General features: G+C 61.2%; 13 protein-coding genes and 1 pseudogene. 7 read left to right on the forward strand and 7 right to left on the reverse strand.

What is annotated here, in order from left to right; genetic code table 11:
• Positions 1-8: 8 nt before the first annotated feature.
• The 6 genes and pseudogenes from AN936_RS21540 to AN936_RS21565 all read left to right on the forward strand — a co-directional run bounded on the left by AN936_RS21540 (position 9) and on the right by AN936_RS21565 (position 7,234).
• Positions 9-3,620, forward strand: a complete 3,612-nt coding sequence (locus tag AN936_RS21540) for an ABC transporter permease/M1 family aminopeptidase (RefSeq protein ID WP_054589865.1) — start codon at positions 9-11, stop codon at positions 3,618-3,620.
• Between the two features lie 441 nt (positions 3,621-4,061).
• Positions 4,062-4,388, forward strand: a complete 327-nt coding sequence (locus tag AN936_RS21545) for an alpha/beta hydrolase-fold protein (RefSeq protein ID WP_054589866.1) — start codon at positions 4,062-4,064, stop codon at positions 4,386-4,388.
• Complete coding sequence (locus AN936_RS21550) at positions 4,385-4,711, forward strand: hypothetical protein (RefSeq protein ID WP_054589867.1); 327 nt, start codon at positions 4,385-4,387, stop codon at positions 4,709-4,711. The genes AN936_RS21545 and AN936_RS21550 overlap by 4 nt, the downstream gene beginning before the upstream one ends.
• Positions 4,712-4,895: 184 nt before the next feature.
• Positions 4,896-5,579: pseudogene (locus tag AN936_RS25940) on the forward strand (CocE/NonD family hydrolase); the annotation flags it as partial.
• Positions 5,580-5,632: 53 nt separating this feature from the next.
• The gene (locus AN936_RS21560) at positions 5,633-6,283 is read left to right on the forward strand and encodes a CocE/NonD family hydrolase (RefSeq protein WP_054589869.1); all 651 of its coding nucleotides are present in this window, start codon (positions 5,633-5,635) and stop codon (positions 6,281-6,283) included.
• Between the two features lie 534 nt (positions 6,284-6,817).
• The gene (locus AN936_RS21565; protein ID WP_054589870.1) at positions 6,818-7,234 is read left to right on the forward strand and encodes a hypothetical protein; all 417 of its coding nucleotides are present in this window, start codon (positions 6,818-6,820) and stop codon (positions 7,232-7,234) included.
• 172 nt (positions 7,235-7,406) lie between these two features.
• Here AN936_RS21565 and AN936_RS21570 read toward each other — a convergent pair whose 3' ends face one another.
• Genes AN936_RS21570 through AN936_RS21595 form a run of 6 tightly spaced genes read right to left on the reverse strand, consistent with a single transcriptional unit; the run spans position 7,407 to position 9,649 of the window.
• Positions 7,407-7,682 carry a hypothetical protein gene (locus tag AN936_RS21570; RefSeq protein WP_054589871.1) on the reverse strand — a complete coding sequence of 92 codons (276 nt, stop codon included), beginning with the start codon at positions 7,680-7,682 and terminating at the stop codon, positions 7,407-7,409.
• Between the two features lie 12 nt (positions 7,683-7,694).
• Positions 7,695-7,892: a hypothetical protein gene (locus AN936_RS21575; RefSeq protein ID WP_054589872.1), complete on the reverse strand. Its 198-nt coding sequence runs from the start codon at positions 7,890-7,892 to the stop codon at positions 7,695-7,697.
• A 2-nt stretch (positions 7,893-7,894) separates the two neighbouring features.
• Positions 7,895-8,098 carry a hypothetical protein gene (locus AN936_RS21580; protein ID WP_054589873.1) on the reverse strand — a complete coding sequence of 68 codons (204 nt, stop codon included), beginning with the start codon at positions 8,096-8,098 and terminating at the stop codon, positions 7,895-7,897.
• A gap of 47 nt (positions 8,099-8,145) precedes the next feature.
• Positions 8,146-8,499, reverse strand: coding sequence for a hypothetical protein (locus AN936_RS21585; RefSeq protein ID WP_054589874.1), 354 nt, complete (start codon positions 8,497-8,499; stop codon positions 8,146-8,148).
• Positions 8,496-9,200 (reverse strand): N-acetylmuramidase domain-containing protein, encoded by a 705-nt coding sequence (locus AN936_RS21590; protein WP_054589875.1) that lies wholly within the window; start codon positions 9,198-9,200, stop codon positions 8,496-8,498. Before AN936_RS21590 ends, AN936_RS21585 begins: the two co-directional genes overlap by 4 nt.
• A complete protein-coding gene (locus tag AN936_RS21595; RefSeq protein ID WP_054589876.1) occupies positions 9,197-9,649 on the reverse strand; it encodes a hypothetical protein in 453 nt (150 codons plus the stop codon). The genes AN936_RS21590 and AN936_RS21595 overlap by 4 nt, the downstream gene beginning before the upstream one ends.
• 113 nt (positions 9,650-9,762) lie before the next feature.
• Here AN936_RS21595 and AN936_RS21600 point away from each other — a divergent pair, with 113 nt between their 5' ends.
• On the forward strand, positions 9,763-10,836 hold the full coding sequence (locus tag AN936_RS21600; protein ID WP_054589877.1) for an acyltransferase family protein: 1,074 nt from the start codon (positions 9,763-9,765) through the stop codon (positions 10,834-10,836).
• Here AN936_RS21600 and AN936_RS21605 read toward each other — a convergent pair.
• Positions 10,818-13,388 (reverse strand): hypothetical protein, encoded by a 2,571-nt coding sequence (locus tag AN936_RS21605; protein WP_054589878.1) that lies wholly within the window; start codon positions 13,386-13,388, stop codon positions 10,818-10,820. The two genes, AN936_RS21600 and AN936_RS21605, sit on opposite strands and share 19 nt — an antisense overlap.
• Between the last annotated feature and the right edge of the window lie 27 nt (positions 13,389-13,415).

The following is a 13,415-nucleotide window of genomic DNA, read 5'->3' on the forward strand; positions in this document are numbered from 1 at the left end:
CCAATCCGATGTTTGCCACGATCGCGCGCTTCGAACTGCGCTACCAGTTTCGCAACCCGGTCTTCTGGGTCGCGACCATCATGTTCTTCCTGCTGACGCTCGGTTGGACCTCGGTCGAGTCGATTCGTCCTGTCGGCGGCAACATCCACACGAACGCAGCAACCGGCATCGCGCAGGTGATGCTGACCATGTCGATGTTCTTCATGTTCGTGACGACTGCGTTCGTCGGCAATGTCGTCGTGCGCGACGACGAGACGGGTTTCGGCAGTATCATCCGGTCGACCAAGGTCGGCAAGCTGCCCTATTTGTTCGGCCGCTTCACCGGCGCCTTCCTTGGCGCCGCGGTCGCTTTCCTCGCGGTGCCGCTGGCGCTGTGGCTCGGCACCTATATGCCGTGGGTCAATCCCGAACTGATCGGGCCGAACCGCCTTCAGGATTATGCGTTCGCCTATTTCGTCATCGCGCTGCCCAACATCCTCATCACCTCGGCGATCTTCTTCGCGGTGGCGAGCTGGACCCGGTCGGTGACCTACAGCTATCTCGCGGTCATCGTCTCGATGTTCGCCTATTTTGCGCTCACCGCGATGATGCGCAAAATGCCCGACGTGTCGCTCGCGGCCTATTTCGAGCCGTTCGGTTCGGTCGCTTATGGTCTCGGCGTGCGGTACCTGACGCCGATCCAGCAGAATACGCAGGCGCTTGAACTGACCGGCATGCTGGCCAGCCATCGGCTGCTGTGGATCGCGATTTCGATCGCGATCGTCGCCTTTGTCGTCTGGCGCTTCAGCTTCGCGGCGCGCGGCGCCTCCAAGCGCAGCGCCAAGCGCGATGCGGCGCATCAGCAGAAGCTGTCCGCGGTCAAGCCGGCGCTGGTCGACCGACTGCCCGCCAATATCCCGGAGCGCGGGGCGTGGCATCAGCTCGTCACGCGCACGCGGTTCGAGATGAAGCTGGTGTTCAAGAGCCCCGCCTTCTGGGTGCTCGCGCTTGTCGGGTCGATCAACCTGATGCTGACGCTGATGCTCGCCGGCCGCATGTACGACGTGCCGATCTGGCCGCGGACCTATGCGATCATCGACACGGTGCGCGGCGGCTCGACGCTGATCACGCTCCTCATGGCGATCTATTTCTCGGGCGAAGTGGTGTGGCGCGAACGCGAACGCCGGATCAGCGAGATCGTCGATGCGACGCCGCTGCCCAACTGGGTCTTCCTGGTTTCCAAGCTTGCCGGCGTGGTCGGCGTGCTGGTCGCGCTCAGCGTGCTGGCGGTGCTGTTGCAGGCGGTCGCATATCAGTTCGTACGCGGCGTTACCGATATTGAACTCGGCCAATGGCTGATGTGGTTCGTCATTCCGAGCGCGCTCTATGTCGTCCACCTGTCGGTGCTGGCTATCGTGGCGCAGGCGGTCAGCCCGAACAAGTTCGTCGGCTGGGGCATCATGCTCCTCTACCTTATCTCGACCGTAGTTTTCGCGGGGCTGGGACTCGATCATCCGCTGATCAACTATGCCGAGGCGCCGATGCCGTTGTCGGAAATGAACGGCAACGACTATATGGGCGCGACTGCCTGGTGGCTGAGCGCCTACTGGACGGCGTTTGCGGCGGTCCTCGTCGTGATCGGCCATCTGATGTGGCGCCGCGGCACCGCGGTGACGCTCGGCGGTCAGTGGCGCACGTTGCCGCTGCGCCTGCGCGGCGCCCCGCTCGCCTATCTGTCGGTGGCGCTTGCCGTCACCGTCGGCATCGGCGCGTTGCTCTTCTACAACATGAACATCGTCAACACGCGGTTCGACGAGGACGAGATGGAAGCGCATACGGCGCAATATGAGAAGGATTACGCCAAATATCTCGACCAGCCCGAGCCTGTGCTGAAGGACGTCAAGCTCAACGTCGACCTCCGGCCGACGAAGCGCTGGGTGCAGTTCGACGGCGAGTATCGCTTTGCCAACGAAACCGACAAGCCGATCGAATTGCTTCATGTCCGCATGGGCGTGCCGGATTCGATGGCGCACGTCGAGACGATGAACGTCCCGGGTGCGAAGCTGATCAAGGAAGATGTGAACAATCTCCACAAGATCTACCGTTTCGACCGGCCGTTGCAGCCGGGCGCGAGCGGCACGCTGACCTTCCGTACGGTAATGGCGCAGCGCGGGCTGAAATCATTGCCGAGCAATAAGCAATATTGGGAAATCGACGTCCAGCCAGCGAAGAACGGTGCCTATCTCACCAACCTCGGCTTCGCGCCGGCGCTGGGGATGAGCCGCGGCAATTTCCTGCAGGGCAGCAACCTGCGCAAGAAATACGGTCTGCCGCCCGAAACGCCGACGCCGTCGCTCGACGACAAGCGCGCGGTTATGCGCAGCTATGCCGGGGTCGACCGGGTTAATACCGACGTCACGGTCGCGACCGACGCCGACCAGACGCTGATCGTGACGGGTGAGGAAGTGTCGAACAAGGTGGTAGGGAACCGCCGCATCGCGCGCTTCGTCTCGCCGATCCCGACGCTCAACTTCATCACGATCCAGTCGGGCCGCTATGCGGTCAAGTCGATCGACGTCGATGGAGTGAAGCTCAGTGTCTATTACCACCCCGAGCATCCGATGAACGTCGATCGCATGCTGAGCGTTACCAAAGACACGCTGCGATATTATCAGAAGAATTGGGGCCCTTATCAGTATAAATATTTCCGGGTCATCGAGCGTCCTGACTATCAAGGCACTGCCAACTCGGCGCCGGGTACAGTCGGCTATTCGGAGCGCTTCGGTTTTACCGGTGACTTCCGCAATCCGAAGGATGTCGATTATCTTGCCTTTGTCACCGCGCATGAATTCGGCCATCAGTATTGGTTCCACCAAGTGATGCCGGGGGATGTCGAGGGCGCCGAGGTGCTGACCGAGACACCGTCGCAATATGGCGGCATCATGGTGATGAAAAAGCGCTATGGGCAAGACGGGATGCGGCGTTTCTTGCAGTATGAGCAAAGCGATTATCTGCAGGGTCGCCGCCGCGAAACGGCCGAGGAGCGGCCGCTTGCCTTGGTGAAGAAGCAAAATTACATCCACTATTACAAGGGTTCGCTGGTGATGTATTTGCTTCAGGATCGTTTGGGCGAGGATCGCGTCAACGCTGCGCTGCGATCGGTTATTGATCGCTATCGCTTCAAGCCTGCGCCGTTTGCCAGGTCGGTCGATTATGTGAATGCGATCATGGCCATCACCCGCACGCCGGCCGAGCGCGAACTGGTCAAGGATTTGTTCTATCGCATCACCCTCTATGACCTCCGGGCCAAGAGCGCGACCGTTCGCAAATTGCCGAACGGCCAGTATGAAACGACAATCACCGTCTATGGCGGAAAAGTCTATGCCGACGGCAAGGGCAACGAGAAGGCGGCGCCGTTCGCCGAACCGCTCGATATCGGGGTGTTCAGCGCGAACCCGGCCGACCTTGCCTTCGGAAGCGAGAATGTTCTGTCGATGAAGCGCGTGCCGATCCGTTCGGGCGAGCAGAAGGTCCGGTTCGTCACCAAGCAGAAGCCAGCTTTTGCCGGGGTCGATTCCTACCTGACCTACATCGATCGCAACGTGAACGACAATGTCGTCGCGGTGGCGACCGGTAGCTGAGATGATGCCGACCACCCGTCCGTCCGGCTTGCGGCGGACGGGTTGGAGCGAGCGGGGCGGCCGTTGCTTCGGGCGGCCGCCCCGCACGCCCTCCTGCTCGCTGCACTCCCGGCAAGTGTAGCCGCGGCGCAGGACCGGCCGGGCGATTCCGATCGGCCTCCGGAAGAGGTGTCGGTTCCCAACAGCCGTCAGATCGAGCTCAAATCGAAGATCAACGGTGGGCGCTATACGATCGACATTGCGCTGCCCTTCGCAGACCGGCCCGCGAAGGGCTATGCGGTGGTTTATGCCTTCGACGGCATATTTCGTTCGCGAGCGTCGCCGAGGCGGTGCGCGCCGCCGCCGAGGCGACGCCTGTGGTCGTCGTCGGCATCGGCTATCCGCAGGACGAGAGCTGGACCGACAGCGTCCTCAAGACCAAGCGTCCGCTGCCGTCGACTTATGACGGCGTCCCCGACTGGCGCGTCGCGCCAAGTTACCGGCGCCTCCACGACCTTTCGCTGCCGGTCCGCGGCCGGGCCCGATCTCGATGCGCTGAATGCGATGGGGCTGCCGGCGCTGGGCGATGGCGATACCGGCGGGCTCGATGACCTGCTGCAGATCATCGAACGGGAGGTGAAGCCGCTGGTGCGCGATATCGTGCCGGTCGATGCGGACAAGGAAGTGCTGTTCGGGCACTCGCTTGGCGGCATGGCGGTTGTCCATGCCGCGTTCGTCAATCCCGATGCCTATGACGTGTTTATCGCGTCGAACCCGTCGATCTGGTGAAACAACCGCAGGTGCTGCGGGACGAGGCAGCCTTTGCCGCCGCGGTGCGCGCGGGCAAGACGGCGCCGCGCATCCTGATCACCGTCGGCAGCAAGGAAGCCGGTCCGGACCCGTCTTCGCCGCAATGGTCGCCCGAGGCGCAGGCGGCGTGGGACAGCGTCGGCATGGTCCGCAACGCGCACGAACTCGCCGAGCGGCTGCGCGCACTGCCCGGGCGGCCGGGATATAAGGTCGAATATGCGCGCTTCGACAAGGTCGGCCACCGGCTGGCGACTTGGGCCGCGCTCGCGCGCGGGATCGATTTCGCATTCGGGCTTGAATGAGGAATTGGGGGGAAGCCAGAGTGAACCGGCGTGAATATCTTCTGTCCGCGGCATCGGCGCTCGTGCTGGCAGCGGCCTCCGGCGCGCGCGCCGTAACGGGCGAGGGGAAGGCCGTCTACAGCCCGCAGATCATTTATCGCATCCGCATCCCGATGCGCGACGGGGTGCATCTGGGCGCGACGCTATATTTGCCGCGCGGGCTCGACACGCCGCGCTCGACGATCTTCTCGCACATGCCCTATACGGCCGACCTCTATCACCCAGAAGGCGCCTATTTCTCGACCCGGGCTATCCCCATCTTGCGGTCGACATGCGCGGCCGTGGCGATTCGGAGGGCGAGTTCGCGCCATTCGGCAGCGAGGTGAACGACGGGCACGATATCGTCGACTGGATCGCGAAGCAGCCCTTCTGCAACAGCAAGGTCGCTGGGAATGGGCATGGCTGGGTCGGCTATACGCAATGGGCGGCGGTGCACAGCGGCGCAAAGCTCCCCACCATCGTGCCGCTGTCGTTGGCATGGGTCGGGCTCGATTTCCCGATCGACAACAACATCTTCTATGCTTTCGCCGTGCCCTGGCTGACCCATGTCGACGGGCATACCCAGCGCAACACGATGATGAAGGACGGCGCCTTTCAGGTCGCCGAGCAGCTCCGTTTCATCGAATCGCGCCTGCCGTTCCGGAAAATGGATGAATTTTACGGCATCGAATCGCACCAGTTCCGCGAATGGGTCAGCCATCCGTCGCAGGACGAATATTGGGATCGCCGCAATCCGACCGACGAACAGCTTGCCGGCCTGACGATGCCGGTGCTGACGATGTGCGGCCATTTCGACGGCGATCAGCCCGGCGCGCTCGAATTCTATCGGCGGCATCAGCGGCTCTCTGGCGGCAAGGCTGACCATTATCTGATGCTCGGCCCGTGGGGCACGATCAGGTGCGCAAGCCCGAGACCGAGTTCTTCGGGATCAAGGTCGGCGAGAGCAGCGTCATCGACGCGCTCGGGCTGCACGCCGAGTGGTTCGCCTTCACGATGGAGGACGGCCCGCGGCCCGCATTCCTGCAGAAGAAGGTCGCCTATTATGTCATGGGCGCCGACAAGTGGCGCTATGCCGATACGCTGGGCGCCGTCACCGCGCGCCACGATGTGTTGTATCCCGGCTCCGGCGAAAATCCGGTGAGGGCCTATCGCGCCGGAACACTCGGGCCGAAGCCGGCGGGCAAGGACGAACCCGATCATTATGTCCATGATGCGCGCGATCTGGGTGCGCTGTTGCTCGAGCTGTCGCAGACCCAGTCGCACCTCGTCGACCAGACCGCGCTGCTCACCGACACGGCGAACAAGCTGGTGTACCAGAGCGCGCCGTTCGAGAAGGACACCGAGGTCAGCGGCGTGTTCAAATTCGCGGCGTGGATCGCGATCGACCAGCCCGACACCGACTTCCTCGTTTCGATCCACGACATCGCGCCCGACGGCACCAGCATATTCCTGACCCACACAAGGATGCGCGCGCTATCGCGAAGGGCTGCGGACCGAGAAGCTGATCGATACCAAGGCGCCGCTGCGCTATGATTTCGACCGTTTCACCTTTGTCTCGCGCCTGATCAAGGCGGGTAACCGGCTGCGGCTGGTCATCCGCGCGAACCAGAGCGTCGCCTGGCAAAGGAACTACAACAGCGGCAAGCCGGTGGCCGACGAGACGATGGCCGATGCGCGGACGGTGACGGTGCGGCTGTTCCACGATTCGACGCGTCCCAGCGCGCTCAGCATCCCGGTGGGCCAGCCCGAAAGCTGACCGTATGCCGGACGATGTGCGGGCGACGCGACGTCCCACCGGCGTCATTTGCAGATATGGATCGAAACCCGTTTTTCGGCGTGGCGGCGCGACGAAGCGCGCCGGTTTGCCGTGGTGACCCCTACGGGACTCGAACCCGTGTTTTCGCCGTGAAAGCACAATAATGAATGATTTCAATGACTGTTCCCCCACAGGGCACGGTTTTAGGGTCACAGGTTTCCGCCGCTTACCAGAGGGTGGGGGAACTTCGTGGACAGGCTGGGCATGATCGAATCATTGCGAACAGAATGAGAACATGTCCATCATAGGGCATGACCCTTCAGGACCTCGACGATGCTGGCAAGGACGTGCGCGCATGGTGCTTTGCCTGCGCGCGGGGAGAGCGGGTCGATAGCAATGTCTGGCGGCATTTCGTCGAGAGGCATTGGCCGATGGGGCTGGATGCCGCGGCGCGTCAATTCCGATGTAGAGAATGCGGATCAAGCGCGCATGTTGCCCTCTACCCTGCGACGCGGCCCTATTATCCCCCGATGACGGCAACCGATTTCGTGGCAGCGATCTATTTTGGCTCTCGCGAGGCGGCGAAGGCGCGCAAGGCGGACTCAACAGCCGAACGCGCGGCGCAGCGACTTGCGGAAGCTTACGCCAGGCGCAAGGCGGCAAAGCCGAAGACGACGCCCCGCCCGCCGGCCGACCTGCGGCTGGTATGGAGCAAACCCGATGCGTGATCAGTCTGGCGGCTATCGAGCGACTTCGCAAATCGCCCGCCACGACCGATTAAACGCCGCTATCGCAAGCACGGTCTCTGCCGTGTCAAGTTTGTTTCCCGGGTCATCTGCCATCTCCTGACCCGACTTGGCGTTGGCATAGGTTAGGGGTGAGAACGACAGACAGGAACTGTCAGCAATTGGTGGGGACGCGACTGTCGCGCAGGCAGTCGGCAGGAGGAACGCCATCGCGGCGCACAGTTTCAGCAGCAGTTTTTGCCTTTGCGACATTCTCGATCACCTTTCCTTGGGTTGCGGCGCGCTCGGTGACAGCACCGGCGTCGCGGGCTTCATCGGTTGCCGCGTCGATCAGATGAAATATCGTGCCGATCAGGACGAAGGCGGCGATGCCAACGATCAGCACGCCGATGAGCTTGTTGGCTTTCAGCCATGCGATGAGGGTGATCACAGAGACCTCCTGTCAGCAGAGTGTCGTGGACGCCGGGTCACGGATGATCCGCCCGGTTTGGATGAGGGGCCGAGCGCCGACGTCCGGCGTCACCTTCGTGAAGACCGCCGCTAAATGCTCGCGGATCGACTGCCATTGCTCAGGCGTCGGCGGTTCCGCGTTCAGTTCAGCGAAGCCCTGCAGCCAATAGGCGAACTGCTCGGCCCCCATGGTCAGGCTTCCTCGCCGATGTCCGGCACTTCCGGGCCGACGCTGAGGGTCATGGCGTCAGGGCCATGATAGAAGCCGATATGGCGCTCGTCGGGGCCGTCCTTGCCGCGCCCGGACATGACGAACGATTCTTCGCGCTCGCCCTGCTTGAAACTGACCGGGCACTTGTAGTTCCCGTTCACGCTGATCTTGATGGAGATAGTCATAGTTACACCTTTCGTACTGCTTTCCGCTGAGCCGCGCGGACCGGTCTTCAATCGTTGCCCTTGATCTTGTCCGCCTCGGCCGCAGCAGCATCCGCGACCTGATCGGCGGCGTCGGCGGCGGCTGGCGCCGGATCGGCAGGCGTTGAAGCGGCGGCTGCCGCAATTGCCTCGAAAGCCTTGCCGGTGTTGTCGGTCTTCTTTTCGTCGATGATCGCTGTGGCCGAGCCGCGCTCCCATAGGGATTTAGCCACCAGCGTTGCGATAACCGTGAAGGCGCCTAGCGCCTGCCCGAAATGCTGGGCATTCTTCTCGGGAACGACCCAATGGATGAGCGCGAAGCAGAGGCCGAGGAAGCCGCCGAGAACGACGAACTCCAGAAGCTTGTCGAACTTGTTGGTCATGCCATCGCCTCCGCCAGTTTCCGGTGATAGCCCTTCTCATAGCCCCCGCCATTGTAACCGCGCGCAAAGGCCCGGCAGTCGTCAGGGTTCGTCGACAGGCGCTGAAAAGCCCCTCGCAGACCGTTCACTTCGATGAAGCGTGCCAGCGCCTCATAATGGTTGCGCTCTGAGCGGGTGAGCCACCAGACGAACTCAACCGCATTTCCCTGATAGACGACCTGATCGCGGCGCTTCGGATCGGCGCTGGCGTGGGCGCCCATGATCTGGAACTTGCCCCAACTCGCGCTTTCAAACGCGGCAATGGGCGAGCGCATAGCCGCGTCCGCGACTTTCTCCCAACTATCTTTGATGCCGTCGCGATCCGCGTCGATCGTATAGCCGCCCGGGGTCGGGTTCGACAGGACCGGAATCAGGATGCGCAGTCGCTTCCAGAAATAGTGGCGCTCGTAGAGGCATTTCAACCGCCCGGCATCGTCCCAGCCACCACCAGCGCTTTCGACCTTGGCGACCGCTGCGACCTGGCGGGGCGTTCCGCCAAGGCGTGCGGCAATCTGCGCAATATCTTGCGACGTGACCGCCGGCGCGCTGCGATTGATAAAAAGGTTGAGAATAGCCGAGCGCGTTGCCGGACCAGGAAGGCCGTCGACGACGAGGCTGGCGCCGTGGGCGTTGAGCCATAGCTGAAGGTCTCGCAGGTTCATTCCTTACCCTCCAATCGGTTGGCGCTTTCGATGATCTGCACTTCCTGCTGGATATTGCCCTTGGCCCTCTGAAGGCGGCGCATCCGGGCGAGGAAGGCCTTGGCGTTCTTCTCGGCAACTGCGCGCGTGTCGGCGTCCGTCGCCGTCAGCACGGCTTCCAGATGGTTCAGCGCCTGGTCGAAGTGATAGAAATGCTCTTCGATCGCGCGGAGGGCGTTGTTCTCCTCGCGCGCGACCTTCGCTTCCTGCCGTGCTTCGGCGACCTCATCCTTCGCCGCGCGCAGAAGCTGCAAAGTCAGGTCGTCGCGGTGCTTTTCGACCTCGATGGCCTTCGTCTCATCACGCTCGCGGCGGGCGTCGCGATGGATGTAGAAGCGCCAGAGCCATGTCAGGGCACCGGTGCCGATCGCGCCAAGGCCGACGCCGAGGAAGGTGACGGGCTCGGTCATCACAGCAGCGCCATCGCGATTCTGAAGGTGGGCAAGCGAACTGACTGGCTGTCGTTGTGATCGGTCGCTATGCTGATGCAATCGCCCCGTTTCCTAGCTGACGAAAGTTTTCCATGCATCCCCGCGACCAGCGACTGCCCACGAACAATATTCAGTGGCTGCGCCTCGGCTTCGCTCTGCAGGTGCTGGTCACGCACGCGTTCGGCCACTTCGGGAAGACACTGCCGCACGTCGTCGGGAATTTCCCCGGAGTCCCCGCCTTTTTCTTCGTCAGCGGCTTCCTCATTTACGCAGCCTACCTCCGCTCGTCGCCCGCGACATATGCGCGTAACCGCTTCCTCCGCCTGTTCCCGGGCCTTGCCGCAGTGACGATCGGTACGCTTGCTTTCGTCCTGAGCGTTAGAGGAGTAGACGATCTCGCGCTCAACCCCTCTATCTACCTGACGTGGTTGGTAAGCCAGGTTACCATAGCCCAACCCTACAACCCCGCGATCTTCTCTGACGTTGGCATCGGCGAAATGAACGGCGCGCTGTGGACTATTACGGTCGAGATTATCTTCTATGCATGCGTGCCAATCCTGGCACGCATCGAGCGACGGTTGCCCCACGCCGTGATCATTTTCACCGCCGTTTCCTTTGCTCTTTACGCCTTTCGGCCAGTGCTTGAAGGGGTCAGCTTGGGGGGCACTCGCTCCTTGTATGGCGCAATGGCGCTCACCCCAATCATTTGGGGATGGATGTTCGGCGCCGGAATTCTGGCGTATAAATATTTCGACAATGTGCGCCCGTGGCTGCGTTATGCGCCTTGGGCCCTCGTCCCTCTGATTGCACTGGCCATGATCGATAACGTCGCAGATCCGTTTGTCGGTTCGCGGGGCAATAGTCTCGGCCTGGCTTACTTCCTCTGCTACGCTGCCCTTATTCTTTGGGTAGCCTTTGATCTGCCGAGGATCCCGCTCGAAGCGGATTTTAGTTACGGGATATATATTTGGCATATGCCGGTGTTCAATGCATTCATCGAGCACGGCCATATGAGACCGGAACTTGCTGTTCCCGCCGCCTGCATCGCGGGCGCGCTGTCGTGGTACCTGATCGAAAACCCGGCGAACATTTTGCGCGTGACCCGTGGCGAACGAGTCAGACTGCTGACGCGACGGAAGATGGGCCATCACGCGGCAACCTTTTGATTGTTCGAAGACTGATGGGTGCCGCTGTCGGTCGCGTGGACACTCGACAGCCGCGGAAAATCGGCATGGCTCTGAGCAAAGCTGAAGTTGTCTCTGATATTCAGGTAGTCCAGCTCTCCGGCGACCCCAGACCCAAACAGATATATACCGGCCGATGCGCCGAAAGCCTGCCCGTCCTTGATATTTCCGATCCGAGTTCTGTAGAATATTACACCGATATTGGTAGTGCTATGCGTCGTGTTGCCCAAAAAGGTGACGAAGCTTGAGATCGCATTGAGCGATCCGACGGTGGCCGCAGCGGACTTTCCGGCGCTGGCGCGAAAATCGTTGCCGAACCATTTGCACCGCGTAAAGCGCGAGAACAGGCTTTCCTCTTGGAAATCACAGTTCGCAAAGGTGACTCCCGTCAGCATCGATGCGGCATGATAAGTTTGCCGGAACGCCATGACCGTGCCGAAGACTTTGTCACCGATAAACGAAGCGCGTGTCAGGGTCGGGTCCGCGATCGATCCGTATTTCTGGAGCACGATGCCGTACTTGTTGGAATATCCGGTTCTCTGGTCGGTCAGCCAATGGTTGGCATGCGAAGAAATGTCCTCACAGGCGCCATGGAAGGACACGCCGCATCCGTCTTTCATCGCGCCCCGGTTGCCGATCAGCGTCACATCCTTGCAATCCTGCACCCAGACGCACGATGAAAAGTCGTCGCCAGTCGCCCCTTTGCTCATGTTTCGGAAGGTGTTGCCGTGGATGTCCAGCGCAGTCACCCGGTAGCAATATATTCCGAGCATCAAGGCGGCGCCTTGGTTGGTGCCGTCAAATCCATCGAAGATGTTATTCGAAATCTTGATGTTTCGTGGTGCATCCGCCCATGTGAATGCCGGTGGGGATGCCCGGCTCTCGTTATGATAAATTGCGATAATGGATGTCGTAACCGAACTGCTGAACTCGACCCCGCCGACATAGTTGTCAGCGAAGATTATTTGTTCCGCGTAACCATTTGCGTCTCCCGACGTATTGTCAGGATTATCAGAGAAGCTGATCTTGATTTCGAAGGCTGTGCCAAAAACACAGCGACATCCAATAAAGCGGTTGCCTGTGATGACGGTCTTGGCACCGGAGGAGTAGAGGTCGACGAAATTATCTTTCGATCGCGTGAACGTGCATCCGGTCACTACGCCCCAGCTCTTGACGCTGGCGTGCAGCAGCTCGTTCATATTTTTCCACTCGCCGTCCAACCGAACGCCAACCATTTGATAGTCTGCGCAGGCGGTTATTTGGGCGCCGTAGCGGATAAGCCCGCCCCTGATGGTAAGCCGATCAACATATGTGGCGATCAACCCCAGCCGGAACGCTTCGGTCGTTCCGCTACCCATCTCGACGATGACATCGTCAATCACTATGTCTGAGAGGAAACCGCTCGACATACCGTGGACGAACAGCCCGTAGACGGCTTGCGTCGACTCGACCGTAAAATTTCTTACGACGACATTGCTTCCAGTAATGTCGAACTGGCCGATGATTTTACCGCCGCCACCTTCGACATCACAACTGATCGCTAACGGCGCATCGGAGCACAGGTAGGTTAGACCCTGAAGGTCGAGCCGGCGCCCGGTAAGCGTTGCAAAATTTGCCGCGCGCTGAATCGGCAAGCGATCGTTGGCGATAACTGTTGCAAGCGCGCCGAATTGTTTGGGACTTATGGACAGGCCGCGCAACTCCTCGCGGACGGTGCGAAGAACGGCCCCGCTGCCTTCCTGCTGCATACCTACTTTGTCAGCGCCTGCAGCTGAGGCCAGCGCCGCCGTCGTCGCAAGCGTGCGCTGCGCCACGGCAACGCCTCCGTTGTTCAGGTAGACCGTGACTGTTCCGTCGCCGTTATCGACCGCGAACGCCTCGCCGTCCGATGTCTTGTCGAGACCCGCTGCAGGGTTGGGATAACTGGGACCGGCTGCCGCTTCGGCGGCCGCCGCGGACAGCGCGCTCGCCGCGGCGGCGGCTTGACTCAGTTCCTTGTTCTGTTCGCTCTGCGCAAGCTCGTCATCGAGTTCAGCTTGAACAGCACCGACGGCGGCAGCAATTGTATCTGCAACAACGGTCAGGCTTGGGGCGCCGGTCGCGGCGTCAAAGCCGAGCAGCTTGCCTTTACGGCTGGCCAGATCGGGAAGATCGAGGCCGGTTTCGCCGAATGGGACCAACAGGGCTCGATCAGCCCTTCCCTTCAACCAGATGTCCCGCAGCGCCGCCCTGTCAGCCGTCTCATTGACCGGTTCGGCCAGCCAAGGGGATCCATTTTCAAACTGGATTGGCTGTGTGAAATCGGGTTCCAGAAGAACGAACAGCGTTTTCCCCGTCGCTGGGGGTTCGGCAAAGGTGACCGAGCCGCCGCCGCCCGGCGCCACGGCGACGATAAATCCGCCGGAAACTTCGACATCATCGAGGACGACCGCGACTTCCGCCGAGCTCGGTGCGGTAAAGGTAAAGGGAAAAACTGTCGTGGCACCGTTGGTCAGAAACGGGCCGCTGAAGCTGTCAGTGGTATCGATCGCCATCCCGTGCACCCAAATCCTGAAGGTTCA

The organism is Sphingopyxis macrogoltabida, assembly GCF_001307295.1.
Lineage (GTDB): Bacteria > Pseudomonadota > Alphaproteobacteria > Sphingomonadales > Sphingomonadaceae > Sphingopyxis > Sphingopyxis macrogoltabida_B.